The organism is Sulfitobacter sp. L-8 (genome assembly GCF_056859255.1).
In genome coordinates this window covers 1-25,152 of the sequence record NZ_JBSXOD010000024.1, presented here as the reverse complement: position 1 = coordinate 25,152, position 25,152 = coordinate 1, and the positions used below count along the sequence as shown (strand labels likewise).

At 59.7% G+C, this 25,152-nt stretch carries 21 protein-coding genes, 1 tRNA gene and 1 pseudogene; 18 read left to right on the top strand and 5 right to left on the bottom strand.

Annotation, left to right across the window (positions count from 1 at the left end; genetic code table 11):
* Positions 1–124: 124 nt before the first annotated feature.
* The 12 genes from xdhA to AC13DE_RS01650 all read left to right on the top strand — a co-directional run bounded on the left by xdhA (position 125) and on the right by AC13DE_RS01650 (position 13,791).
* Positions 125–1,531, top strand: coding sequence for a xanthine dehydrogenase small subunit (gene xdhA, locus AC13DE_RS01705; RefSeq protein ID WP_483046825.1), 1,407 nt, complete (start codon positions 125–127; stop codon positions 1,529–1,531).
* Entirely contained in the window at positions 1,528–3,930 is a 2,403-nt protein-coding gene (xdhB, locus tag AC13DE_RS01700; RefSeq protein WP_483046824.1) for a xanthine dehydrogenase molybdopterin binding subunit, read from the top strand. The genes xdhA and xdhB overlap by 4 nt, the downstream gene beginning before the upstream one ends.
* The gene (gene xdhC / locus AC13DE_RS01695) at positions 3,920–4,891 is read left to right on the top strand and encodes a xanthine dehydrogenase accessory protein XdhC (protein WP_446314422.1); all 972 of its coding nucleotides are present in this window, start codon (positions 3,920–3,922) and stop codon (positions 4,889–4,891) included. The genes xdhB and xdhC overlap by 11 nt, the downstream gene beginning before the upstream one ends.
* On the top strand, positions 4,888–6,408 hold the full coding sequence (locus AC13DE_RS01690) for an ABC transporter ATP-binding protein (RefSeq protein WP_483046823.1): 1,521 nt from the start codon (positions 4,888–4,890) through the stop codon (positions 6,406–6,408). The genes xdhC and AC13DE_RS01690 overlap by 4 nt, the downstream gene beginning before the upstream one ends.
* 75 nt (positions 6,409–6,483) lie before the next feature.
* The gene (locus AC13DE_RS01685) at positions 6,484–7,566 is read left to right on the top strand and encodes an ABC transporter permease (protein WP_446314424.1); all 1,083 of its coding nucleotides are present in this window, start codon (positions 6,484–6,486) and stop codon (positions 7,564–7,566) included.
* The gene (locus tag AC13DE_RS01680; protein WP_483046822.1) at positions 7,566–8,486 is read left to right on the top strand and encodes an ABC transporter permease; all 921 of its coding nucleotides are present in this window, start codon (positions 7,566–7,568) and stop codon (positions 8,484–8,486) included. The genes AC13DE_RS01685 and AC13DE_RS01680 overlap by 1 nt, the downstream gene beginning before the upstream one ends.
* A gap of 54 nt (positions 8,487–8,540) precedes the next feature.
* Complete coding sequence (locus AC13DE_RS01675) at positions 8,541–9,620, top strand: BMP family ABC transporter substrate-binding protein (RefSeq protein ID WP_483046821.1); 1,080 nt, start codon at positions 8,541–8,543, stop codon at positions 9,618–9,620.
* 198 nt (positions 9,621–9,818) lie between these two features.
* Positions 9,819–10,430, top strand: coding sequence for a glutathione S-transferase family protein (locus AC13DE_RS01670; RefSeq protein ID WP_483046820.1), 612 nt, complete (start codon positions 9,819–9,821; stop codon positions 10,428–10,430).
* Entirely contained in the window at positions 10,427–11,503 is a 1,077-nt protein-coding gene (locus AC13DE_RS01665; protein ID WP_483046819.1) for an NAD(P)/FAD-dependent oxidoreductase, read from the top strand. Before AC13DE_RS01670 ends, AC13DE_RS01665 begins: the two co-directional genes overlap by 4 nt.
* Positions 11,500–12,150: a DUF938 domain-containing protein gene (locus AC13DE_RS01660; RefSeq protein ID WP_483046818.1), complete on the top strand. Its 651-nt coding sequence runs from the start codon at positions 11,500–11,502 to the stop codon at positions 12,148–12,150. The genes AC13DE_RS01665 and AC13DE_RS01660 overlap by 4 nt, the downstream gene beginning before the upstream one ends.
* Before the next feature lie 2 nt (positions 12,151–12,152).
* Entirely contained in the window at positions 12,153–12,935 is a 783-nt protein-coding gene (locus AC13DE_RS01655; RefSeq protein WP_483046817.1) for a glycoside hydrolase family 25 protein, read from the top strand.
* Between the two features lie 88 nt (positions 12,936–13,023).
* Complete coding sequence (locus tag AC13DE_RS01650; protein ID WP_483046816.1) at positions 13,024–13,791, top strand: HNH endonuclease; 768 nt, start codon at positions 13,024–13,026, stop codon at positions 13,789–13,791.
* Positions 13,792–13,800: 9 nt separating this feature from the next.
* Here the strand turns inward: AC13DE_RS01650 and AC13DE_RS01645 are convergent, their stop codons facing one another.
* The 4 genes from AC13DE_RS01645 to AC13DE_RS01630 all read right to left on the bottom strand — a co-directional run bounded on the left by AC13DE_RS01645 (position 13,801) and on the right by AC13DE_RS01630 (position 20,712).
* Positions 13,801–16,296, bottom strand: a complete 2,496-nt coding sequence (locus AC13DE_RS01645; protein ID WP_483046815.1) for a GcvT family protein — start codon at positions 16,294–16,296, stop codon at positions 13,801–13,803.
* Between the two features lie 209 nt (positions 16,297–16,505).
* Positions 16,506–17,915, bottom strand: coding sequence for an FAD-binding oxidoreductase (locus AC13DE_RS01640; protein WP_483046814.1), 1,410 nt, complete (start codon positions 17,913–17,915; stop codon positions 16,506–16,508).
* An 11-nt stretch (positions 17,916–17,926) separates the two neighbouring features.
* Positions 17,927–19,705 carry a gamma-glutamyltransferase gene (gene ggt / locus AC13DE_RS01635; RefSeq protein WP_483046813.1) on the bottom strand — a complete coding sequence of 593 codons (1,779 nt, stop codon included), beginning with the start codon at positions 19,703–19,705 and terminating at the stop codon, positions 17,927–17,929.
* A 20-nt stretch (positions 19,706–19,725) separates the two neighbouring features.
* The gene (locus AC13DE_RS01630) at positions 19,726–20,712 is read right to left on the bottom strand and encodes a 2-hydroxyacid dehydrogenase (protein ID WP_483046812.1); all 987 of its coding nucleotides are present in this window, start codon (positions 20,710–20,712) and stop codon (positions 19,726–19,728) included.
* 126 nt (positions 20,713–20,838) lie between these two features.
* Between AC13DE_RS01630 and AC13DE_RS01625 the strand changes: the two genes are divergently transcribed.
* The 6 genes and pseudogenes from AC13DE_RS01625 to AC13DE_RS01600 all read left to right on the top strand — a co-directional run bounded on the left by AC13DE_RS01625 (position 20,839) and on the right by AC13DE_RS01600 (position 24,866).
* Entirely contained in the window at positions 20,839–21,345 is a 507-nt protein-coding gene (locus tag AC13DE_RS01625) for an SH3 domain-containing protein (protein WP_446296490.1), read from the top strand.
* 201 nt (positions 21,346–21,546) lie between these two features.
* Positions 21,547–22,536: an NADPH:quinone reductase gene (locus AC13DE_RS01620; protein ID WP_483046811.1), complete on the top strand. Its 990-nt coding sequence runs from the start codon at positions 21,547–21,549 to the stop codon at positions 22,534–22,536.
* Positions 22,537–22,646: 110 nt separating this feature from the next.
* On the top strand, positions 22,647–23,990 hold the full coding sequence (locus AC13DE_RS01615; protein WP_483046810.1) for a mechanosensitive ion channel domain-containing protein: 1,344 nt from the start codon (positions 22,647–22,649) through the stop codon (positions 23,988–23,990).
* 78 nt (positions 23,991–24,068) lie between these two features.
* Positions 24,069–24,143, top strand: a tRNA-Gln gene (locus tag AC13DE_RS01610).
* Positions 24,144–24,284: 141 nt separating this feature from the next.
* A pseudogene (locus AC13DE_RS01605) lies at positions 24,285–24,431 on the top strand (DUF6538 domain-containing protein); the annotation flags it as partial.
* A gap of 27 nt (positions 24,432–24,458) precedes the next feature.
* The gene (locus AC13DE_RS01600) at positions 24,459–24,866 is read left to right on the top strand and encodes a hypothetical protein (RefSeq protein ID WP_483046848.1); all 408 of its coding nucleotides are present in this window, start codon (positions 24,459–24,461) and stop codon (positions 24,864–24,866) included.
* Positions 24,867–24,901: 35 nt separating this feature from the next.
* On the opposite strand, the gene AC13DE_RS01595 is transcribed toward AC13DE_RS01600, so the two are convergent.
* Positions 24,902–25,152 (bottom strand): integrase core domain-containing protein (locus AC13DE_RS01595; RefSeq protein ID WP_483046809.1); only part of this gene is annotated, 251 nt, incomplete at its 5' end.

Below are 25,152 nucleotides of genomic sequence, written 5' to 3'. Positions count from 1 at the left end.
AAAACCCCTTGCCAAGCCCCCCCGCACCCGCCTAGCCTCTTTCGACATCTGCCCGCACCGCGTTCTACGTCGCATCGAACGCAGCGCAGCTCAGGGGCCCTGGTACCGCGGCGGAACGAACCCTATGGACATCACTTTTCTTCTCAACGGAGAAGTCGTGTCGCTGACCGACATCTCTCCTTCCACCACTTTGCTGAACTGGTTGCGCGATACCCAAAGCCTGACTGGCACCAAGGAAGGCTGTAACGAAGGCGACTGCGGGGCGTGCTCCGTGATGGTCAGTGATGCGCAGGGGCACCGCGCCGTTAACGGTTGCATCCTGTTCCTGCCCCAGATCCATGGCAAATCCGTCACCACCGTCGAAGGCGTCAGCGCCCCCGATGGGGCCCTGCACCCCGTGCAACAAACCATGATCGACCATCACGGCAGCCAATGCGGCTTCTGCACACCTGGGTTTGTCGTGACCATGACCGCCGATCACCTGAACGGAAAAACCGATCACGCCACGCAATTGGCCGGCAACCTGTGCCGCTGCACCGGCTACGCCCCTATCATACGCGCCGCCCGGGCCGCCGAGACCGCAACGGTACCGCCCCATCTCAGGGACCTGAAAATTCCAGATGGCAAAATATCCTCGGGGGGGCCGGCGCAGCCGGACGGGGGCAGACAGCCCCCTCGCCCCTGCCAACCCGAAACCACCGACGATCTGGCCCATTGGTACGCTGACAATCCCGATGCGACGTTGGTTGCCGGAGCTACCGACGTGGGCCTCTGGGTGACCAAACAATTCCGGGATCTTGGACCGATGGTTTTTCTGAACCGACTCCAGGACCTGGGCGGTATCAGTGACGAAGGCAGCGCCTGGCGCATCGGCGCAACCACCACCATTGCCGACCTCGAAGCCCACTTTGCCCCCCTCCACCCGAGCCTCGGTGCGATGCTGCGGCGCTACGGCTCGGCGCAGGTGCGCAATGCCGCGACCATCGGTGGCAATATCGCCAATGGCTCTCCTATCGGCGACGGCCCCCCTGCATTGATCGCGATGGGGGCAACCTTACACCTGCGGTACCGTGACACGCGCCGCGCGCTCCCGCTCGAGGATTTCTTTCTCGACTACGGCAAGCAGGACCGGAAGCCGGGCGAATTCGTCGAAGCGATCACGGTACCCAAGCAGCCCGACACCCTGCGGTGTTACAAGCTAAGCAAACGGTTTGATCAAGACATCTCGGCAGTATGCGGCTGCATCAACCTCACGCTCGAAGGCAGCGTCATCACCGATGCCCGTATCGCATACGGAGGCATGGCGGGCATCCCCAAACGTGCGGCGGAGACCGAAGCGGCGCTGATCAATCAATCCTTTGACGAGACCAGCATACGCCGCGCGATGATCGCCCTGCCGATGGACTTCCAACCGCTGACCGACATGCGCGCCTCGGCGCAATACCGGTTGCTGACAGCACAAAACCTGCTGCTGCGCTATCTGTACGAAATGAACGGCGTGCCAACCAACCTACACGAGGTGACCGCATGAGCGTCGCCAAACCCCTGCCCCATGATGCCGCCAGATTGCATGTGACGGGGGCAGCCCGCTATGTCGATGACATCCCGACGCCCGCCAGCGCGCTGCATATTGCCTTTGGCCTCAGCCCGGTCGCCGCGGGTACGATCAACGCGGTAGACCTGCGCGACGTCGCCGCCGCCCCGGGCGTCGTCGCGGTACTTACCGCCGCGGACCTGCCATTTGAAAACGATGTGTCGCCTTCCAACCACGACGAACCGTTGCTGGCCACAGAGGCGGTGCATTATGCGGGCCAACCCATCTTCATGGTGGTGGCCACCAGCCACCTCGCGGCCCGGTATGCTGCACGGCTCGGGCATGTTGAGATTACCGAAACGACCCCTATCCTGACCATCGAAGATGCGCTTGCCGCCAATTCCCGGTTTGAAGATGGGCCGCGCATCTACCGGAAAGGCGACGCCGATGCCGCGCTGAAAACCGCCCCACATATCTTGACCGGAACCATTCATATCGGCGGACAGGAGCACTTTTACCTCGAAGGGCAAGCGGCATTGGCCCAACCCCAGGATAATGGTGACATGGTCGTGCAATCCTCAACCCAGCACCCCACCGAGATCCAGCATAAAGTGGCCGAAGCCTTGGGCAAACCCATGCATGCCGTGCGCGTCGAGACCCGCCGGATGGGGGGCGGCTTCGGTGGCAAGGAAAGTCAGGGCAACGCGCTTGCCGTTGCCTGCGCCGTCGCCGCCGCGCGGACGGGGCGCACCTGCAAAATGCGGTATGACCGCGACGATGACATGATCGTCACGGGCAAACGCCACGACTTTCGCATCGACTACAGCGTCGGCTTCGGCGCAGACGGGGTCATTACGGCGCTGGATGTCACCCACTATACCCGTTGTGGCTGGGCGATGGATCTGTCGCTGCCCGTGGCCGACCGCGCGATGCTGCACGCGGACAACGCCTATCATCTGGACAACATACGTATTACGTCGCACCGTTTGCGCACCAATATGCAAAGCGCGACGGCATTTCGTGGGTTCGGCGGCCCCCAGGGGATCGTCGGGATCGAACGGGTCATGGACCACATCGCGCAGCATTTGGCCATTGATCCGCTGGCGGTGCGCCGGGCTAATTACTACGCCGACGTGATGCAACCTGACAACAGCGGTATCGCGCATGACAATCGCGGCGTGCCTGACCCCTCGGCCGATCTTGCCTCTCGGGGTGCGCCCGCGGTGTCACAGACCGGACCGGTGCAAACCCGAAGCGACGTACAGACCACGCCCTATCACCAACCCGTCCAGGATTGCATTATCAACGCGCTGACGGATCGCCTGGCCGAAACGTCGAATTACACCGCCCGCCGCGCCGCCGTTGCCGAATGGAACGCGGCGCAGCCGATCTTGAAACGCGGTATCGCGCTCACCCCGGTGAAGTTCGGCATCTCCTTCACTCTGACCCATCTTAACCAGGCAGGCGCGTTGGTGCACGTCTATCAGGACGGCTCGATTCACCTGAATCACGGCGGTACCGAAATGGGCCAGGGGCTGTTTCAGAAAGTCGCCCAAATCGCAGCCAGCCGATTTGGCGTCGATATCTCGGCTGTCAGGATTACCGCGACCGACACCGGCAAAGTGCCCAATACGTCGGCGACGGCAGCGTCCTCCGGTACCGATCTGAACGGCATGGCCGTACAGGCTGCCTGTGACACGATCCGTGACCGCATCGCCGCACATCTCGCCGAGCGGCACCAGACCCGGCCCGATGCCGTGCATTTCGCAGATGGCAAGGTCAATGTCGGTGGCGAACAGCTGAGCTTTGCGCAGGCTGCCGCGTCGGCCTATGAAAACCGCGTATCGCTGTCATCGACCGGGTATTACAAGACGCCGGAAATCGAATGGGACCGGATTGCTGGCCGCGGGCGTCCGTTTTTCTACTTTGCCTATGGTGCCGCTGTCACCGAAGTGGTGATCGACACCTTGACCGGAGAAAACCGCATTTTACGCGCTGACATTCTGCATGACGCCGGCACGTCGCTGAACCCGGCGCTCGATATCGGCCAGATCGAAGGTGGCTATGTCCAGGGCGCGGGGTGGCTGACCACCGAAGAGCTGGTCTGGGATGCCAAGGGCGCGCTGCGGACCCATGCGCCATCGACCTACAAGATACCGGCCATCTCGGACACGCCGGATGTGTTCAACGTGGCCCTGTGGGATCAACCCAACCCTGCGCAGACGGTATATCGGTCCAAAGCGGTTGGTGAACCGCCGTTGATGCTGGGGATATCCGCTTTCATGGCGTTATCGGATGCCGTCAGCGCCTGCGGTGACGGGTTCGGAGATCTCCAAGCACCTGCAACCGCCGAGGCCGTGTTGACTGCCATCGGGAAGGTCCGCAATGCCCTTTGACCGCGAAGCCCTTGCGGATGCTGTCGCCGTCCACGGCGTTGTGGCCCGGATTGTGCTGGTCCAGGTGAAAGGGTCGGCCCCCCGCCCCGCCGGTACGTCGATGCTGGTTTGGCGGGACGGCAGCAGTGGCACGATCGGCGGCGGGCAGCTGGAACTACAATCCATGAAGGCCGCAGCCGAGATGCTCATGGGTGGACCAGCGGCCAAGGTATCGCGTCGGGCCTTGGGCCCATCGTTGAACCAATGCTGCGGCGGGGCCGTCACAGTGGTGACCGAGGTTTTCGACCGGCAAACGCTGGAGCAACTGCGCAGCGATTTCACGCGCATCTATCTGCGACAGGTCGACCCCGACGCCCCGGCCCTGCCCGCCGCGCTTGTTGCAAAGCTGCGGCGGGCCGACATCGCCGACACGCCGCTTTCCATCACCCTTCAGAACGGGTGGCTGGCAGAAGCGATGTGGCGTCCGAGCAGACAGGTAGTGATCTATGGTGCGGGTCACGTCGGCAGCGCCTTGGCGCGCGTCCTTGCCCCGCTTCCGCAGTTTCGCACGGTGCTTGCTGACCCGCGTCCCGGGTACCTGGACAGTTGCCCGGTCGGAATCGCCGCCGCCGCTGGCCCCTGGTCCACCGCCATGTCCCAGGCCGAACCTGATGCCGCCCATTTTATCATGACCCCCGCACATGACCAGGACCTCGAGCTTTGCCACCTGTTGCTAAGCCGCGACTTCGCCTTCGGCGGGTTGATCGGGTCTGGTACCAAATGGGCCCGGTTCCGCAGCCGTCTGGCCGCACTGGGCCACCCGACGGAGCGGATAGACAAGATCCTCTGTCCGATCGGCGACCGGACCCTGGGGAAACATCCGCAGGCGATTGCCCTTGGCGTGGCCACGCAACTGTTGCACTTTAGGCCCGTACATAGGAATAACACCGCAGGCATGGACGAAAAGGAACGCAGCGCATGACCGATACGCCCCTTTTGGCGCTTTCCGGCTTGACCAAGGCCTATCCCGGTGTCGTTGCCAATGATGATGTATCGCTGCGCATCGCCCCCGGCGAAGTCCACGCCCTGTTGGGTGAAAATGGTGCCGGAAAATCCACGCTGGTCAAGATGATTTATGGGCTGGTCAAGCCCGATAGCGGCAAGATGGAGATGAACGGCAGCGCCTATACCCCGCAAGAGCCACGCGATGCCCGCGCCGCCGGTGTCGGCATGGTGTTCCAGCACTTTTCGCTTTTCGATGCGCTTAGCGTCGCCGAGAACATCGCGCTTGGTATGGAACATGCCCCGAAGTTGCGTCGGTTGAGCCACCAGATCCGCGAGGTATCAGAGGCGTATGGCCTGCCGCTTTCCCCGGATCGCATCGTCGGAGACCTATCCGCGGGGGAACGCCAGCGGGTCGAAATCATCAGATGTCTGCTGCAAGACCCCAAGCTGTTGATCATGGACGAACCGACGTCGGTCCTGACGCCGCAAGAGGTTGAGATTCTTTTCAAGACACTGCGCAAACTCAGCGCCGAGGGCACGGCGATACTATATATTTCGCATAAGCTTGAGGAAATTCGTAGCCTTTGTGACAGTGCGACGATCCTGCGATTGGGTCGGGTGGTCGGTCATTGCACGCCCGCACACACCACCGCGCGCGAGATGGCCGAGATGATGGTGGGCAGCACGCTGAAAACCCCGACACGGGCCGGCAAGACGCCGGGGAAGGTGGTTCTGGATATCCAGCGGCTGAGTGCGAAGTCTCCGAGCGCGTTTGGCATGCCGCTGCGCGAAATCACCGTGCAGGTACGCGCGGGAGAGGTTCTGGGGATTGGTGGGGTTGCCGGCAACGGCCAGGACGAATTGCTGGCCGCCCTGTCGGGCGAGGCACCATGCGCCCCCGGGATGATCGTCTTTGACGGTCAGGATGTCGGCCCGCTGGGGCCAACCGCGCGGCGCAGGTTGGGCATTCTTACAGCGCCTGAGGAACGCCTGGGGCACGCTGCGGTGCCCGATATGACGCTGGTGGAGAATGCGATGCTTACCGGTGCAGCGCGCGAAAAGCTGGAACGCAGGGGGATGCTTGATTGGCAGGCCGCCAAACGGTTTGCCGAAAACATCGTCGCGAAATTCGATGTGCGCACCCCTGGAGCTGCAAACGTCGCACGGTCGTTGTCGGGGGGCAACTTGCAGAAATTCGTGATCGGCCGCGAAGTCTTGCAACGCCCCCGCGTGTTGGTGGTCAACCAGCCCACATGGGGGGTTGACGCGTCGGCGGCTGCTGCCATTCGGCAGGCGCTGCTGGATCTCGCCGAAAATGGTGCCGCGGTGATAGTGGTCAGCCAGGATCTGGACGAGTTGATGGAAATTTCGGATCTGTTCGCCGCATTGAACGAGGGCCGCTTGTCAGTGCCGCGTCCCGCGCAGGGGCTTACGGTAGAGGAGATCGGGTTGATGATGGGCGGTGCCCACGGCATGGAGGTCGCACATGTATAAACCAGTGCCGCGCGGGGGTTTCACACCCCCGCACCCCCGTGGAGTTTACCGGCAAAATGAAAACGGCGGTGCGGCATGGTAAGGCTGGAAAAACGGCCTCAGCCGAGCCGGGCGTTTTCCTGGGCCGCGCCGGTCCTGGCGGTGGTGGCGACCATGATCTTTGGCGGATTGTTGTTTGCGGCCTTGGGTAAAGACCCGGTTGCGTCGATCGAGACGATTTTTTGGGAGCCTTTGTTCGGCGATTTCGCCTTTTACTATCGCCCGCAGCTGTTGATCAAGGGAGCGCCGCTGGTGTTGATCGCCATCGGCCTGTCATTGGGTTTCAAGGCGGGAATCTGGAATATCGGTGCCGAAGGCCAGTATATCATGGGGGCGATATTCGGGGCAGCGGCGGGATTGGCTTTCTATCCTGAGCAAAGCGTTTTTATCTTTCCGCTGATGGTGGTGGCGGGCGCGTTTGGCGGTTGGTTATGGGCGATGATCCCTGCGGTGCTGCGGGTCAAGTTCGGTACGAACGAGATTTTGGTGTCTTTGATGCTTGTCTATGTCGCGGAACAGTTTCTTGCCTCTGTCAGTCTGGGCCTGCTGAAAAACCCCGAAGGCTTTGGCTTTCCCGGTAGTCGCAACCTGCAGCAGTATGCGTCGGCTCACAATGGCGAGCTGATTGCCGGTTCGGGCATGCATTGGGGGGTGGTCGCCGCCCTGATCGCGGTGATATTCGCCTATGTTCTGTTGACCCGTCATCGTCTGGGCTTTGCCATCCGCGTCACCGGCCAAGCGCCCAAGGCGGCACGTTTTTCAGGGGTGAACCCGACGCGGCTGGTTTTGTTTTGCATGGGAGTTTCGGGGCTGCTGGCCGGCTTGGCTGGGCTGTTCGAAGTTGCAGGTCCTGCCGGGCAGATCACCATTGATTTCAATGTAGGCTATGGATTTACCGCGATCATCGTCGCATTTTTGGGCCGGTTGCATCCGGTTGGCATACTTCTTGCCGGCGGATTGCTGGCGTTGACCTATATTGGCGGGGATATTGCGCAAAGCCAACTGGGCCTGCCCGCCGCGGCGATACAGGTATTTCAGGGGATGTTGCTGTTTTTTCTCTTGGCCTTTGATCTTTTCACGCAGTTTCGTCTGCGCTTCGGCCAAGCGGAGGTCATATAATGGATCTGTCGGCAATCAACCCGGTTCTGTTTGTCGCGGGTTTTCTTGTGGCGGCGACCCCGTTGATTTTTGCCGCGCTCGGAGAGTTGGTGGTCGAACGATCCGGTGTGTTGAACCTGGGTGTCGAGGGGATGATGATCATCGGCGCGATTTGCGGCTTTGCCGCCGCGGTCGAGACCGGGTCGCCGCTTCTTGGCTTTTTCGCCGCGGCGGTTGGGGGGGCGGTCCTGAGCCTGTTGTTCGCGTTTCTGACCCAGATCACGTTGGCAAACCAGGTCGCATCGGGATTGGCACTGACATTGTTCGGCCTTGGGTTTTCCGCCCTGTTGGGACAGCGTTACGTCGGCATAAAACCACCGCGTCTGCCGGAAGTGAACTTTGGCCCGCTGCATGATATTCCGGTGTTGGGGCCGGTCCTGTTTTCCCATGACATCATGTTATATCTTGGTTTGGCATTGGTTGTCGCTGTCTGGGCTGGTCTGAAATTCACCCGGGCCGGTTTGGTCCTGCGCGCAGTCGGGGAAAGCCACGATGCCGCCCACGCGCTTGGTTACAAAGTTGTGCGTATCCGCACCCTTGCCATCATGTTTGGTGGGGCATGTGCAGGGCTGGGCGGGGCTTACATCAGTCTGATCCGCGTGCCGCAATGGACCGAAGGCATGACCGCAGGCGTGGGGTGGATCGCATTGGCCCTGGTGGTTTTCGCCAGCTGGAAACCCTGGCGGCTCTTGCTGGGTGCCTATCTTTTTGGCGGTATCACCCAGCTTCAGCTGAATCTGCAGGGTGCGGGCGTTGCCATTCCGGTAGAATATCTGGCAATGTCACCCTATGTTATCACCATACTTGTACTGGTGGTTCTTTCAGCCGATAAAAACGCTGCTCCGGCGTCGCTTGGTCGCACCTTCCATGCGTCAAACTAGGGGTTCTATTTTTCAAGCGCCTGCGAAAAGGCGCGTTATTCAGGGGACTATGTTATGAAACTATCCACACTTCTGACCAGTGCAGCCCTTGCACTTGGTGTTGCGAGCGGGGCCTATGCCGACGCTCACGAAAAAACCAAAGTCGGATTTGTCTTTGTCGGCCCGGTCGGCGACGGAGGCTGGACCTATGAACACAATCAGGGACGTCTGGCCGTCGAAAAGGAATTCGGCGATGCTGTGGAAACCGTCTTTGTCGAAAACGTGGCCGAGGGCCCGGATTCCGAACGCGTCATGACCCAGATGGCGCTGGATGGGGCCGACCTGATCTTTACCACATCGTTTGGCTATATGGACCCGACGATCAATATCGCCGCCAAATTTCCGGATGTGAAATTCGAACATGCCACCGGCTATAAACGCGCCGATAACGTGTCGACATATTCGGCGCGCTTCTATGAAGGTCGCGCTATTCAGGGCCATATCGCTGGCAAGATGACCAAATCGAACATCATTGGCTATATCGGTTCTTTCCCGATCCCCGAGGTGATCCGTGGTATCAATTCGGCCTACATCCACGCCAAGAAGGTGAACCCCGATGTCGAGTTCAAGATTGTCTGGGCCTACACATGGTTTGACCCGGCCAAGGAAGCCGACGCGGCGAAAGTGCTGATCGAACAAGGGGCAGACGTGATCCTTCAGCATACCGACTCAACCGCGCCGCAGGCGGCTGCTCAGGAAGCCGGTAATGTGATCACCTTTGGTCAGGCATCCGACATGGCACAGTATGCACCATCTCCCCGTGTGTCATCGATCATCGACAACTGGGCTCCCTACTACATCGCCCGGACCAAGGCCGTCATGGACGGCACATGGGAAAGCAAAGATACATGGGACGGTATCGGTGCCGGCATGGTCGGTATCGGAGAGATTTCCGATGCGGTACCCGCCGATGCCAAAGAAGAAGCGCTGGCGTTGAAAGCCTCTATCGCTGATGGGTCGTACCACCCCTTTACAGGTCCTCTGAAAAAGCAGGATGGGTCGGACTTTCTGGCAGAAGGTGAAACAGCGGATGACGGTACGTTGGCCGGTATGAATTTCTATGTTGAGGGTATCAAAGGCGACATCCCAAAATAAATCGCGCACCGCGCGACGTGATCCAAGGCCCCGCCGCAGCGGGGCCTTTTTTTTGGGGGGGGTATGCCCTTTGAGCGAACGGAACATAGCCACCGTTCCTAACGGCCAGTCAGCGGGATTTCGCAGCACGCAGCGTAATCTGGTCAGCGCTTCGCAATCGCTGTATCCATTACCCCGACGGCCCGTTATCATCGTGTCATGATCAAAGTTCATCACCTCAACCGGTCCCGCTCCCATCGGATTTTATGGCTTCTCGAAGAGATTGAGCAGCCCTATGAGATCATTCATTACACACGCGACGAAAAGACCAACCTCGCCCCGCCCGAGCTGAAGCTCGTGCACCCTTTGGGGAAGTCACCGATGCTTGAGATTGACGGGACGTTGATCGCTGAAAGCGCCGCGATCACCGAAGTGTTGTGTAACCGCTTTGCCCCGGAAATGATTCCTGACCGCGATAGTGCCGCCTATTTTCAGCATCTTGAGCTGATGCATTTTGCCGAAGGGTCCGCGATGACGCCGATTCTGCTTAACCTATATGTCAGCCGATTGGGGGACGCGGGCGCACCCTTGCACCCGCGCATCAAGTCGGAACTGGACAACCACTATAGCTACATGAACAGCCTGGTGCGCCCCTCGGGCCATTTCGTGCAAGATCGTTTATCCGCAGCGGATATCATGCTTAGTTTTCCTGCGGAAATCGCGATCCACCAAGGGCGCGCAAATGACTACCCCGCCTTGAAGGGGTTCGTCGAAATGATCCATGCCCGTCCTGCCTATATCCGGGCCACCGAAAAAGGTGGGGCCAAATGAGCACCGATATCATCGTTATAGGCGGTGGTATTGCAGGTATTTCCGCGGCAGCGCGCCTGTCCGAGCACGCCCACGTCACCTTGATCGAAGCCGAAAGGCAACTTGGATATCACGCGTCTGGCCGGTCCGCGGCGCTGATCGAGGTTAACTACGGTGCCGCTTCGGTGCAGGCTTTGAATCGCGCCAGTATCGCGCATCTTGAGGAGGGCGGATATCTGTCGCCGCGCGGTCTGATGATCGTCGCGAGCCAGAACGAAAAGGCTGCATTTGATTCTGACCTGGCCGCAATGGGTGTCGTGCAAATCACCGTGCAGGAAGCGCTGGATTTTGTACCGGTGCTGGATCCCGACACGCTGGCATATGCAGGATATCACGCGGACGCGCATGACATCGACACGGACCGCCTGATGCAGGATTTCGCCAGACAGTTGCGGGGCAATGGTGGCACTGTCTTGACCGGGCAGCGTGTGCAGACAATTCGACGGGTGAACGATAAGTGGCAGATTGAAACCGACAGCCAGACCCTTGAAGCCAAAACCTTGGTAAACGCAGCCGGAGCATGGGCCGACACAATCGCCGATCTTGCCGGAATTGCGCCGCTTGGTATCGTGCCGCACCGCCGGTCAATGGCACGGATCGCGGCACCGGGCGGGCAAGACCCTGCCCGCTGGCCGATGTTCTTTGGCGTAGGCGAAGCATGGTACGCCAAACCGGACGCGGGTGCGCTGTTGGTTTCCCCCGCCGACGAGGACCCCGTTGAACCGCATGACGCCTGGCCCGACGACATGGTGCTTGCCGAAGGGCTTGACCGCTATCAGACGATGGTGGCGACACCTTTAACCAAGCCCATCGCAACCTGGGCGGGGCTGCGCAGTTTCGCCCCTGATCGCACATTGGTTCTGGGGCCTGATCCCTCCATGCCGGATTTTGTCTGGTGTGCGGGCCAAGGCGGGTATGGTTTCCAAACCTGCGTCGCGGCGTCGCGTCTGGTGGCCAACCTGACCTTTGGTCGCCCTTCTGAGCTACCGTCAGGCGTGGTTTCAGCGCTACGCCCGGACCGGCTGCGCCAATGACAGCAAAACTGCCCCCCAATGCCAGCGTCGCCCGACCAGCTGGCCACAAGAAGCTTTATGCACCTGCCGCGGATCGCAACAAGGACGCGCTTTGTGATCTGTTGCTTGCCCACGCCCCACGCCAAGGCACGGCTCTCGAGATTGCGAGCGGAACGGGCCAGCATGTCATCGCCTTTGCCCACGCCCTGCCCGGCTTGTCGTGGCACCCAACTGACCCTGACCCCGCCCGCCGCGCCAGTATCGATGCCTATGTAGCTGAAACCGGTATGACCAATATCGCCCCTGCCCAAGCTCTGGATGCGACGGTCGAAGGCTGGCATGAAACCATGCCCGGCCAAGACCTTATCTTTTTGGCTAACCTACTGCACCTGGTCTCTGCGCCCGCAGTTGAATGTTTGATCACGCAAGCTGCATCCGCCCTGGTGCCCGGCGGGACCTTGATCCTGTATGGCCCGTTCATCCGTGACGGACAGCTTACGTCGGAGGGCGACGTCAAGTTCGACGCTGACCTTCGGGCGGCCGACCCCGACATTGGATACAAAGACACAGCCGACATGACCCGGTGGCTTAGCGATGCAACGCTGAGCCCGATTGATCTTGTCCCGATGCCAGCAAACAATCTGGCATTCATTTCGCGAAAGCCATAATCATGTCGCCATATCCCACCCTTGCCCTGCTCTTTGCGCTGACATTATCGGCGTGCGGATCAACCACAACCACCGTGCCGCCCGGGACCGTCACCACAGCCAATTTCGGAGACCGAAAACCTTTCGAGTGGACTGACCGGGCCCCAAAGCACTATGCGGTGCACGGTATTGACGTCGCGCGATTTCAACAGCCGCTGAACTGGACCACCGCACGCGCATCCGGCGTTAACTTTGCGTTCATCAAGGCGACCGAGGGCGGCGACTTCTTCGACCCGATGTTTTCGGATCATTGGAATGGTGCGGGAAAGGCGGGTGTCGCCCGTGGCGCATATCACTTCTATTACTTCTGCTCGTCGCCTCAAAAGCAGGCCCGCTGGTTCATCGACAACGTACCCAGAACCGCCGGCATGTTGCCCCCGGTTCTCGATATGGAGTGGAACCCGTATTCCCCCACCTGTACCGTGCGCCCGCCCGCCGAAATCGTGCGCGAGCACGCCGCGAGCTTCTTGAGCATCCTCAAGGCGCACTACGGTCAACAACCCATAGTCTATACGACGCCGGAGTTTTATGCCCACAACGATATGGGCCGGCTGCGCGGTGTGGAATTCTGGCTTCGATCCACCGCGGCCCACCCAGCCGATAAATACCCCAATGAGCGTTGGACCTTTTGGCAATATACCAGCACCGGCCAGGTCCCCGGTGCCACCGGTGATATCGACATCAATGTGTACGAAGGAACGGCTGCAAGCTGGAGCACATGGCTGGCCCGGCGTCGGGTACGCTAGACCGGCAACAATCTATCGGTGCGCGATATTTTACATTGCCATTGGGGGTTGAACCTGGCACGGTTTTCCACGCGGAAACGGCAGGTACATGGCAGAACGTCGAAACTGGACCGAAGACGAAGTGACAGAAGCTTTGTCGCTCTATTTGCGGCTGCCTTTTGGCAAGTTCCATTCCCGCACCCCGCAGATCATCCGCATGGCAGAGCGGATCAAACGCACCCCATCCTCAGTGGCGATGAAGCTGTCCAACCTCGCCGCACTGGATGAAACCTTGCCGCAAAAAGGACTTGCCAAAGCTTCTGCGATGGACCGGCAGGTGTGGGCGAGGTTTCGTCGCGACCCGTCCTTCGTGCTCGTCGCCTTTGAAGCGCAACTTCAGCCTTCACGGCCCCAGATGCCCGGTTTTTCGGAACAACGCCAAGCGGACTGGATCGCAAAGCAGTCCGAGGTCACCCGACGCGCTGTGGTGCAGCGTCGCGGACAAAGCTTCTTTCGCGAGATGATCCTCAACAACTACCGGTCGCGCTGCGCGCTGACCGGTCTTGACGACGCGCGCCTGCTGACCGCAAGCCACATCATCGGGTGGCAAGAAGATGACACCCACAGGCTCTACCCCGAAAACGGCATCTGTCTGAACGCATTGCATGATCGTGCCTTCGACCGCCATTTGATCAGTTTTGACAATGACTACCGCATGATCCTTGCCGATGACCTGCCTGCTGAAACCAAACGCAAGCTGACAGCCGGTGCCTCGGAACGCCTGCAACTGCCCGAGCGGTTCCTGCCCGGCCCTGCTTTTCTAATGCACCACCGGCAGCGCATGGTCGAGCGGCAGAACACGCCACCGCTCGGCTAATTTCTCGCTCTATCCATCGACTCGGATCGTCGCGTTCTTCGGGTCATAGGGGCTATCCTCAACCACCTCGGCGTCCCATAGCTGATCGAACATCTTGACCTTCAGCTTGGTACCCACCTCGGCACTTTCGGGCTTCACATAGCCCATGCCAATGGATTTGCCAAAAGCCACCGAATACCCGCCCGAGGTCAACCGCCCCACGCGTTTGTCACCGTGATACAACACTTCGCGGCCCCACGGATCGGCATCCTCAGGACCATCTATCAACAGCGTCACACATTTGCTGCGGATACCATGGGCCTGCATTGCCTCTTTACCGTGAAACTCTTTTGACAGATCGACAAATCGTGGCAGGTCAGCTTCAAGCGGCGTGGCATCCCGCCCCAACTCGTTACCAAAGGCGCGATAGGATTTTTCCTGACGCAGCCAGTTCTGCGCCCGAGCGCCGACCAGTTTCATCCCGTGCTTTTCACCTGCCTTTTCCAGCAGATCGAACAGATGGTTCTGCATCTCGATCGGATGGTGCAGCTCCCAGCCCAACTCTCCGGTGTACGCCACGCGGATCGCGCGCACGGGTACCATGCCCAGTTCGATATTGCGCATGTTCAGCCACGGAAAACGCTTGTTGCTCAATACGGTATCGGGATCGGCATCCTTGACGATCTCATTCAATACGTCGCGTGATTTCGGCCCTGCAATGGCAAAAACGCCCCATTGCGTAGTGACATCATGGCATTCGATATAGCCAAACTCCGGTGCCTTATCGGCAATCGCCTTGCGCAGGAAATCACTGTCATAGGCTGTCCACGCCCCTGCAGATACAAGGTAGTATTCATCTTCGGCCAGCCGCACGATGGTGTATTCGGTCCGCGTGGTGCCGTTGACCGTCAACGCATAAGTCAGGTTGATCCGCCCGACGGATGGCAATTTGTTACAGGTAAACCAACTCAGGAATGCGGTTGCACCCGGACCCTTGACCAAATGCTTGGTAAAGGCAGTCGCGTCGATCAGACCGACACCCTCACGGATCGCCTTGGCTTCCTCTACGGCATATTGCCACCAGCCGCCGCGCCGGAATGACCGGCTGTCGTGATCGCTGAAACCCATTGGCGCAAAATAGTTCGGGCGTTCCCAGCCGTTTACCTGGCCAAACTGCGCCCCACGCGCGGCCTGACGATCATAGGCCGGCGATGTGCGCAGGGGCCGGCAGGCCGGGCGTTCCTCGTCTGGGTGATGCAGAATATAGACGTGCTCATACGCTTCTTCGTTCTTGCGCGCGGCATATTCGGTGGTCATCCAGTCGCCGAAACGTTTGGGGTCAAGCGACGCCATGTCGATGTCAGCCTCGCCATTGACCATCAATTGTGCCAGATAAAATCCCGTCCCGCCGGCTGCGGTGATCCCAAAGGAAAAACCTTCAGCCAGCCACATGTTGCGCAAACCGGGTGCCGGGCCCACCAACGGGTTACCGTCGGGCGTGTAACAAATCGGCCCGTTGAAATCATCCTTCAGCCCACAGTTTTCAGCCGACGGTATCCGGTGGTTCATCGCCATGTACTGGTCTTCAATCCGGTCCAGATCAAGCTGGAACAGATCGGCACGGAAACTATCGGGAACGCCATATTCAAACCGCGCCGGCGCATCCTTCTCATACACCCCCAATATCCAGCCGCCGCGCTCTTCGCGGACATAGGATTGCGCATCGGCATCACGGATGACAGGGTGCTCGGCATTACCCTCTCCCTTGCGAAACGCAACCAGCTCTGGGTCCTGATCCATCACGATGAACTGATGCTCGACCGGAATGGCAGGCATCTTGATGCCCAGCATCTTCGCTGTGCGCTGCGCGTGGTTGCCACTGGCGGTGACGACATGTTCCGCAGTAATCACAACCTGCTCATCCGACGGTACAAGGTTGCCGCCCTTCTCTACCATCTTGGTAACGGTGACTTCCCACGCCTCACCGTTCCAATGAAACGCGTCTGCCTGCCACTTGCGTTCAATAGCGACGCCGCGCTGCCGCGCCCCCTTTGCCATCGCCATCGTCACATCGGCAGGGTTTATATACCCATCGGTCTGATGATATATCGCGCCCTTCAGATCGTCGGTTCGGATCAACGGCCACTTCGCCTTGATCTGATCAGGCGTCAGCCATTGATAAGGCACACCGCAGGTCTCCGCGGTCGACGCATAAAGCATATACTCGTCCATCCGCGCATCGGTCTGCGCCATCCGCAGGTTGCCGACGACCGCAAAACCCGCGTTGAGCCCGGTCTCTTCCTCCAGCGTCTTGTAAAAACGGATTGAATAATCGTGGATATGCGTCGTCGCAAAGGACATGTTGAAATACGGCAGCAACCCCGCCGCATGCCAGGTCGACCCCGAGGTCAACTCGTCGCGCTCCAAAAGCATCACGTCGTCCCACCCGGCGCGGGCAAGATGATACGCTATCGACGTGCCTACGGCGCCGCCACCAACAACCAGTGCTTTGACTTGAGTTTTCATGAATCCAATGCTCCGCCGGAATGAGTTTCAGCGACATTTAACAGCCCCAGCATAAAACGCACGGCTCAGCCGACCCATGACGGCACAAATGCGACCAACCTTCAAAAACCTGAAGCCGTGCTCTTCCAAATGGAAACAAATCCCCGCCGGAGGCACCTGCGCCCCTGCCACAGGCAGGGGCTGACATCATGCCGCGCGCCAGCGCGTCACTATTGGTCGGCGGGGAATATCTTACCAGGGTTCATGATGTTGTTCGGGTCCAAGGCGCGTTTGATCACAGCCATAATACCCACAGCAGCCCCTAATTCCTTCACGATATAGGGGCGCTTGCCTTGCCCGATCCCGTGCTCCCCGGTGCATGTGCCCTCCATCGAGATCGCGAGATCGTTCAGCCAGCTCACGTATCGCTCGGCCCGCGCCACTTCCCCTGTATCGTCCATGTCCAGCAACAGCGAGGCGTGAAAATTTCCATCACCCGCGTGGCCGACAATCGGTGCGATCAGGCCCAGCTCCGCCGCTTTGGCATTCGCAGCCCCCACCGCCTCGGCCAAGCGCGATATCGGCACGCACACGTCAGTCGCGACCGCTTTGCAGCCCGGTCGAAGCGCCAGCATCGCCCAATATGCATCATGCCGCGCCTGCCATAATTTGTTGCGCTCTTCCATCGTCGTGGTGGCCTGATAGTCGGTGCCGCCGTTTTCCTCTGCCAGTGTCGCGAAGGTCCCGGTCTGTTCGACGACCCCCGCATCCGAGCCGTGAAACTCCAGCAGCAGCATCGGGGTCTCGGGCAATGACAGCTTCGCATACCCGTTGACCGCCCGCACCACCATTGCATCCAACAGTTCAATCCGCGCGACGGGCAGACCGTATTGAATGACGTTCTGCACGGTCTCGCAGGCCGCTTCCACCGACGGGAACGAACAGCGGGCAGAGCTGATCGCTTCGGGAATACCTTGTAATTTCAGCGTGATCTCAGTGATGATTCCCAGAGTTCCTTCCGAACCGACCAGCAGCCGGCTCAGGTCGTAGCCCGCCGACGATTTGCGCGCCCGTGCTCCGGTTCGGATGACGGTGCCATCCGCCATTACCGCTTCGACCGCCAGCACATTGTCCTTCATCGTGCCGTAGCGCACGGCGTTGGTCCCCGATGCACGCGTTGCCGTCATACCGCCGAGCGAGGCATTGGCCCCGGGGTCAATCGGGAAAAACAATCCCTGGTCGCGAAGGTGGCTGTTCAGCGCCTCACGGGTCACCCCCGGCTGCACACGGCAATCCAGATCGCCCGGGTTGACCTCCACGACCTTGTCCATTTGCGACAGATCAACCGAAATGCCACCCGCCGGCGCGTTGACGTGCCCTTCAAGCGAGGTGCCCGTGCCAAATGCGATTACAGGCACCTTGTGTGTCGCGCAGACCCCGACGATATCGGACACGTCCTGCGTCGACTTCGCAAACACCACGGCGTCAGGGGCCTGGTTCTTGATCCATGTCGTCGTATGCCCATGCTGTTCACGCAGGGCCTGACCGGTTTGAAACTGTTCGCCAAACTGTTGCTTGAGAATACCCAGTACAGCAGCGATACCCGCTTCATTGCGGGGAAGATCGGTGGCTTGAGCCATAACGTTATCCTTTACTCACCTAGAGCGATGCCTTCGCGCCGTGGGTCAGCACCGCCGCGCAGGTCTGGGCCGATTGCAATCATGTGCAGCCCCGAGGTAAGCGCCCGGGTGCCGGTCTCGTATCCAAGCGCAGTCAGCGCCGCGGCCATATCAGCGGCGGATGTACCTTCCTCAAGGTCATAGGGTCCGAAACGGTTAACGGCATGGGGCAGAGCAACCGCTTGTTGCACGTTCATTCCCCAGTCGAGATAGGCGATGACCGCGCCCGCCACATAGCCGATGATCCGGCTGCCCCCGGGACTGCCCACCGCCAGCACCGGCGCGCCGTCCTTCATCACGATGGTCGGTGCCATCGAAGACCGGGGGCGCTTGCCCGGTTCGACCCGATTGGCAATCGGCACACCGTCGGCATGACTGCTGAAAGAGAAATCTGTCAGCTCATTGTTGAGCAGGAACCCGTTGACCATCAGGCGGCTGCCGAACCCGTTTTCGATGGTCGTGGTCATGCTGGCAACATTGCCCGTACTGTCCACGATCGAAATATGCGAGGTCGACGGCAGCTCTATCGCCATGTCATCCGCCCAGTTCAAGGCGTGATCGAACGCCGGGGCCCCCGGGGCGACTTCGGGCAATGCGTCGTCACCGGCCAGCAGCTTGGCCCGCTCGGACAGATAGGCCGGGTCAAGCAGCCCCTTGACCGGCACAGGTACGTAATCGCTATCCGCGACATATCGCCCTCGATCCGCAAAGGCGAGACGCGAGGCATCGCCAATCAGCCGCAAGACGTTTTCATCCGTGGGGCCTGCGCTCAGGTCAGAGCCGTTCAGCATCCCGAGAATCTGTCCCACCGCCAGCGCCCCCGATGATGGCGGGCCCATTCCGCATACATCGTATTCGCGATAAGCAGCACAAACCGCAGGGCGTTCCTTGACCCTATAGATCGACAGATCAACTTCGGACAGCACACCGGGGTTGCCCTTGGCCCCCTGAACCGTCGCAACAATGTCTTGAGCAATCTTGCCTGTATAGAAAGCGTCGGTGCCCTTTTGTGCCAGCGTCGAAAGGGTACGTGCGTAGTCCGGGTTCTTCAGGGTGTCCCCTGCCTGCACCGGGGTGCCATTCGGCATGAAATAGGCCGCGGCAGTGGCAGAGCTGGCCAGACGATCTGCGTCCTCGGCCACCAGCCCCGCCAAACGCGGCGATACAACAAAGCCCTTTTCCGCCATGGCGACCGCAGGTGCCAGCAAATCGGCCCAATCCTGATTTCCCCACCTTGCATGGGCAGCAGACATCAATGCCGGCGTGCCGGGTGTCCCGACAGATCGCCCCCCAACGACCGCGTCAAAGAACCCTAGCGGTTCGCCCTGCTCGTTCTGGAACAGTTGCGGGGTCACATCCAGTGGCGCGGTCTCGCGCCCGTCCAGCGTCGTCACCGCACCGCTCGCCGCGTCGTACCAAACCAGAAACGCCCCACCGCCGAGACCCGAGCTTTGCGGCTCCACCAACCCCAACATGGCTTGCACCGCAACCAACGCATCCGCCGCCGTGCCGCCCTTGGCCAGCACGTCGGCCCCGACCTCGACCGCATAGGGGTTGGCAGCGGCGACCATCCAGTTTTGCGCGATCACCGGTTTGCCTGCCGCTTTGGCGTCAAACGCAGCCACAACCCGGGGGGACATGCCGGTGAAGGTACCATTCCCCGCGGCTTCCGGTGCGACGCTGTCTGCGGCCTGTTGGGCACCGGCACCGCTCGCCAGGAACAGGGTAAACACTGAAAGTAGAATGCGCATGGGACTTCTCCGGCAGAGGGTTACAACATCGACGGAACGACCTGATCCGGCGGTCGGTGTCCGTCTTCGAAGGTCTTGATGTTGATGATCACCTTTTCACCCATTTCAATGCGCCCTTCCAAGGTGGCCGACCCCATATGCGGCAGCAGCACAACATTGTTCAGTTCGCGCAGCCGAGGGTTGATATCTGTCCCGTGCTCGTAAACATCCAACCCGGCCCCCTGCAATTCGCCGGCGCGCAACATCCGCGTCAGGGCATTTTCGTCAATCACCTCGCCGCGCGACGTGTTCACGATAACCGCTTCAGGCTTCATCAGTTTCAACCGACGGGCGTTCATCAGGTGAAATGTACTGGGCGTATGCGGGCAATTGATGCTCAGCACGTCCATCCGCGCGACCATCTGATCAAGACTTTCCCAATAGGTGGCACCCAACGCGTCCTCGATCTCGGGGCGCAGACGGCGGCGATTGTGATAGTGCACCTGCATGCCAAAGGCCGCCGCGCGGCGCGCCACTGCCTGACCGATCCGCCCCATCCCAAGGATACCGAGGCGCCGGCCGCTGACCCGCCCGCCCAATAACGCGGTTGGGGCCCAGCCCTTCCAATCACCAGATTGCATCTTGGCCATACCCTCGGACATCCGCCGCGTCACCGCCAAAATCAACGCCATCGTCATGTCGGCGGTGTCGTCGGTCAGCACACCGGGGGTGTTCGACACCAAGATCCCACGCTGTCGGGCTGTCATCACGTCAATATGATCGACGCCTGCGCCATAGTTCGCGATGAGTTTCAGCCGGTCGCCAGCCTGGCCGATCAAGGCGGCGTCAATCTCGTCTGTTACGGTAGGAACCAGGATATCCGTGGTTTTCATGGCCTCGCTCAGCTCGGCGCGGGTCATAGGCGTATCGTCATTACGCAAAGTGACATTGAACAATTCCGTCAATCGCTTTTCCACGACCTCCGGCAACCGTCGCGTGACTACAACACTTAGCGGTTGCTTTGACATTGTGAATCTCCCAAATCTGGCATTGCGCTTTGCTTGGTGGCATGGTGTCCCAAGCAACGACGAGGCACAAGAACCTCGCGAGGCAAAAGAGCATTAAATCAACGGCAACACGCCAGACAGGCAGTCATGATACCGATGTTACGATCCTTCCTTTTGGTTTTTTTCGCAGCCGCTTACCTGAACAGCACCGCCGCCGTCGCTGCCGAACTGGGTCAAGTCACCAACCTTCCGGTTCCGCGGTTCGTGTCGCTGAAAGCCGCCAACGGAAACGTACGCCGCGGCCCGTCGCTGACCCACCGTATCGACTGGGTGTTCAGCCAACGCGACATGCCGCTGCGGATCACCGCGGAATATGATAACTGGCGCAGGGTCGAAGACCGCGATGGCATGGGGGGATGGATGCATTATTCGCTCTTGTCGGGGACGCGCACCGTTCTGATCGAACAAGACCGACTGCCGCTGCTTGCCCGACCCGAACCAAACGCCCCTGTCGTCGCGTTGTTTGAATTGGGTGCCATTGCCCGCCTGGGAGAATGCAACCTCGAATGGTGCTATCTGCGGGCAGACGGTTACAAAGGCTGGGCCCCGAAAGCGCGGCTTTGGGGCGTAGGGGCGCAAGAGCTGCGCGACTGATCGACCCTTCGCATTGACGTGGTAGGTGTCCCGCCCCTGCTATTCGCGGACCGTGAATCGCCGCCAGGCCGTGCGGTGCTTCCTTGCATTCCGGTGACCCATCGCAGGTCGATGCACTGACACCTGAGCGCCGGGAATTGCATCGATACCGGGATTGCGTTTAGGTGTCGCGGCAAACGCCCCAAATTCAAGGAATACCCCATGCGCGCGATTACCTATTCAAGCCTCGGCGAAGCCAAAGACGTGCTGAGCATGGCGGAAATGCCGACCCCCAGCCCGGCAAAAGGCGAGGTTCTGGTACGTCTGGCATATTCGGGGGTAAATCCGTCTGATGTGAAATCCCGGCGAGGTCGCCCCGGTATGACCCGGCCACCCTATGACCGGGTGATTCCGCACAGCGACGGTGCCGGCATCATCGAATCGGTCGGTGACGGCGTCGACGCCAATCGTGTCGGCCAACGCGTCTGGATCTGGAACGGTCAGTGGCAGCGGCCCTTCGGCACCGCCGCAACCCATATCGTGTTGCCGCAGGATCAAGCTGTTGCACTGGCCGATGATGTCACCTTTGAAACCGCGGCCAGCTTTGGCATTCCGGGGCTTACCGCAGCGCATGCTGTTTTCAACGGAGCGGACATAAAAGGGCAAACTCTGCTGGTTCAGGGTGGTGCAGGCACCGTGGGCTATATTGCTGTGCAACTGGCAAAGTGGGGCGGTGCCCGCGTGATCGCCACCACCGGTGCCGCCGGGGCGGAGCGCGCAAAATCCGCGGGGGCCGATGTTGTGCTGGACTACGCAGCCCCGGATCTGGCCGCGCAAATACTGGCAGCGAACGATGGCCGTCCCGTCGATCAGATCATCGAGGTCGAATTTGGTGTGAACATCGCGCTCGACGCCGAGGTCATCAAGCCCAACGGACGGATCGCGGCCTATGGGTCAGCCAAGGTGATGGACCCCACCCTGCCGTTTCTACCTCTCCTGTTCAAAGCCGTCACCATCGACATCATCCTGGTGTACCTGCTGACCGATGCACAACGCAGCTTGGCCATCGAAAAGCTGCACGACGCCCTGCGGCAAAACGCTCTTGATTGTCCTGTCGAGACTATCTTTGCGTTGTCCGAGACCGTCCAGGCCCACGAAGCCGTGGAGGCCGGTGCGCGTAAAGGTGCCATCTTGATCGACTGTCAGACGTAACACTGACCTGCCGCGACTTTCCATTGGCCTCGGTACAGCTAAGTAGATGAACAGTACGCAGTGCGGTACCGCACTGCGTCCGTTTGGTCAGCTCTGTACAAGGTGTTAAAATGCGATTTCTTGCCGTTGTTCTCTGCCTGTTGTTGCCGCTCACCGTCTGCGCGCAGACCCAACCCCAAGCGAACGCGGGTCAACCGACAGGCACCATAAACGTGGACGAACCCATCGGGGAAGATCAGGCGATCACCCGACGAATTCGCGAGATCCTCGCGGAACTGGATGGCTATGACAAAGTGAACGTCGCCGTATCGTCAGGCATCGTCACGCTGACCGGTACAACGTTGGATAGTAAAAAGACCCAGCAGTTGACCGAACTTGCAGGACGCATCCAAGGGGTCGTCGCCGTAGAAAACAACGTGACCGAGACCACGGATGTCGGTGAACGGCTCAATCCCGTCGTGGACAGGTTCAAGTCGCGTGTCATGCAGGCATTGTCATTCCTTCCGCTATTGTTGATCGCGCTGGCAGTGTTTGCTCTGATTATCGCGCTCGGGTTCTTTGTCGCGCGGTGGCGTCGCCCGTGGAACCGGCTGGCCCCGAACGGCTTTATCGCCGACATCTACCGCCAGATTATCAGGGTGGTGTTTGTCATCGCGGCACTGGTCGTGGCGCTCGATATCCTTGGTGCCACGGCTTTGCTGTCTGGCATTCTCGGGGCGGCGGGGATCGTCGGGCTGGCCATCGGTTTTGCCGTGCGCGACACGGTCGAGAACTTTATCGCCTCGATCATGCTCTCGGTGCGCCAGCCCTTCAGGCCCAATGACACGGTCGAGATCGAAGGCGATACCGGCAAGGTCATCCGGCTAACCAGCCGCGCCACGATATTACTTAGCTTCGACGGAAATCATATCCGTATCCCCAATGCCACCGTCTTCAAAAGCCGTATCGTGAACTTCTCACGTAATCCAGAGCGTCGTTTCACGTTTGAACTCGGGATGGCACCCGACACCGCTTTCGATGCCGCCGCCGCGCTTGCGCTTCAGATCTTGCGTGATCTGCCGTTTACATTGGAGACACCTGAACCGGGCGTCTGGATCGAAACCATCGGCGACAGTACGGTATCATTGCAGATGGCCGCATGGATCAACCAGGAAGCCACCAGCATCGGCCTTGCACGCAGCGAGGCAATACGCCTGGTCATGTCAGCGTTCGACAAGGCAGGCCACCGCATGCCTGAACCGACCTATCGGATAATCTACCCACCCCAAACCACCCCGCAGGACACCCGCCCCGATGCCGAACCGCAACCGCACAAAGCGTCTCTCAGCACCCGTGCTGCCAAGCCCGTTCAAGACGTGAAGGCGACCGCCGACAAGGCGCTGGAAGAGTTTGTCGATCAGGAACGTGCAGAAACCGAAAGAGACCTTTTAAGCCGGAATGGTACAGTGGAGTAATTTTCCACCTCTTCCGCCACTTTTTCTTGATAAAGGTATTGCACCGCGCCTCAACCCGGACTAATTAGCGCGACACGTTGGGATGTAGCCAAGTGGTAAGGCAACTGTTTTTGGTACAGTGTACCGTAGGTTCGAATCCTACCATCCCAGCCAACTCACATTAAAAAATACATACTTCCCAATGGGATAGCCGTTGATCAAGCGGCCATCCTCCCGTCTCCACTTCGCGGTGGTTCACAAACTGGTTCACATGGACCGGGATGCAGGTCACGTGACTCAGGTAGAAGGTGGGGTTTGCACCTTGTTCGCAGAAATGCTGTTTTTTACTTTCGACGGCGCTGGCCCGAAAAAATAAGATGTTTCGGTGCCCCTGAATTTCTTTCTGTTTCCCTTCGTACCCAAATTCTCTCCGAAGCAGTAAAGCAGTCAGCCGCTCTGCTTTCCGCATTGGAAGCAGGAGAGAAAAACATGCTGATGGAACTTCAGGACACGCCAGTAAACTCGGGACGCATCCAGGAGATGCTGAAGGAGCTCGTGCGTCAGGCCTTTGTCCGAATGATTGCCAGACAGGAAAACGATCTCTCAATCGACGATCCGGCCCCCCACCTCAACCAACTCAGTGCCGAGAGCGATCGTATACGTGCTGCCCAGAAAGCAAGAGACTGGTCTGTCGCATTGCCCTTTGCCGGTGAAATTGCACGTAAAAACGGTATGGATCCTGATGACGTTGCCGCACCGGCGGTGGCCCGGCAAGTGTTGGCACTCATCCGCCAGCTCAACGATCTAAGCCTGAGTGTAGAACAAAACTTTGATGACCCGCTTAATGCCGGACGGGAGTGTCCGTCGTCAGGGTTTTTGGGACCAATGGCGCCCTAAACTAAGAGAGAGTTCGGCTCATCTGGTTGGTTTGATTATGCGGCGTGCTGTGGGTGATGCAAGCGACGCGTTTCGAGCGTCTTACGTTTGATCCTTTCCCTTTGTTTTAGAATGGCTTTGTCGCGCCCGAAGTAGAGGTCGGCGGGTGTGACGTTGCTTAGGCTCTCGTGGTAACCCTGATGATTGTAGTGATCGACGAAGGGCGCAATCTGGGCTTCAAGATCCCCCGGCATGAAGTAGTTTTCCAGCAAGATGCCGGTCTTTAGGGTTTGGTGCCAGCGTTCGA

Excerpts from the sequence above, each read along its gene's own strand:
- AC13DE_RS01670 (WP_483046820.1), top strand. The coding sequence starts at position 9,819 with ATGATCAAAGTTCATCACCTCAACCGGTCCCGCTCCCATCGGATTTTA.
- AC13DE_RS01645 (WP_483046815.1), bottom strand. The coding sequence starts at position 16,296 with ATGAAAACTCAAGTCAAAGCACTGGTTGTTGGTGGCGGCGCCGTAGGC.
- AC13DE_RS01685 (WP_446314424.1), top strand. The coding sequence starts at position 6,484 with ATGGTAAGGCTGGAAAAACGGCCTCAGCCGAGCCGGGCGTTTTCCTGG.
- ggt (WP_483046813.1), bottom strand. The coding sequence starts at position 19,705 with ATGCGCATTCTACTTTCAGTGTTTACCCTGTTCCTGGCGAGCGGTGCC.
- AC13DE_RS01690 (WP_483046823.1), top strand. The coding sequence starts at position 4,888 with ATGACCGATACGCCCCTTTTGGCGCTTTCCGGCTTGACCAAGGCCTAT.
- AC13DE_RS01675 (WP_483046821.1), top strand. The coding sequence starts at position 8,541 with ATGAAACTATCCACACTTCTGACCAGTGCAGCCCTTGCACTTGGTGTT.
- AC13DE_RS01620 (WP_483046811.1), top strand. The coding sequence starts at position 21,547 with ATGCGCGCGATTACCTATTCAAGCCTCGGCGAAGCCAAAGACGTGCTG.
- xdhA (WP_483046825.1), top strand. The coding sequence starts at position 125 with ATGGACATCACTTTTCTTCTCAACGGAGAAGTCGTGTCGCTGACCGAC.
- AC13DE_RS01680 (WP_483046822.1), top strand. The coding sequence starts at position 7,566 with ATGGATCTGTCGGCAATCAACCCGGTTCTGTTTGTCGCGGGTTTTCTT.
- xdhB (WP_483046824.1), top strand. The coding sequence starts at position 1,528 with ATGAGCGTCGCCAAACCCCTGCCCCATGATGCCGCCAGATTGCATGTG.
- AC13DE_RS01625 (WP_446296490.1), top strand. The coding sequence starts at position 20,839 with ATGATACCGATGTTACGATCCTTCCTTTTGGTTTTTTTCGCAGCCGCT.
- AC13DE_RS01630 (WP_483046812.1), bottom strand. The coding sequence starts at position 20,712 with ATGTCAAAGCAACCGCTAAGTGTTGTAGTCACGCGACGGTTGCCGGAG.
- xdhC (WP_446314422.1), top strand. The coding sequence starts at position 3,920 with ATGCCCTTTGACCGCGAAGCCCTTGCGGATGCTGTCGCCGTCCACGGC.
- AC13DE_RS01600 (WP_483046848.1), top strand. The coding sequence starts at position 24,459 with ATGCTGATGGAACTTCAGGACACGCCAGTAAACTCGGGACGCATCCAG.
- AC13DE_RS01655 (WP_483046817.1), top strand. The coding sequence starts at position 12,153 with ATGTCGCCATATCCCACCCTTGCCCTGCTCTTTGCGCTGACATTATCG.
- AC13DE_RS01660 (WP_483046818.1), top strand. The coding sequence starts at position 11,500 with ATGACAGCAAAACTGCCCCCCAATGCCAGCGTCGCCCGACCAGCTGGC.
- AC13DE_RS01615 (WP_483046810.1), top strand. The coding sequence starts at position 22,647 with ATGCGATTTCTTGCCGTTGTTCTCTGCCTGTTGTTGCCGCTCACCGTC.
- AC13DE_RS01665 (WP_483046819.1), top strand. The coding sequence starts at position 10,427 with ATGAGCACCGATATCATCGTTATAGGCGGTGGTATTGCAGGTATTTCC.
- AC13DE_RS01640 (WP_483046814.1), bottom strand. The coding sequence starts at position 17,915 with ATGGCTCAAGCCACCGATCTTCCCCGCAATGAAGCGGGTATCGCTGCT.
- AC13DE_RS01650 (WP_483046816.1), top strand. The coding sequence starts at position 13,024 with ATGGCAGAACGTCGAAACTGGACCGAAGACGAAGTGACAGAAGCTTTG.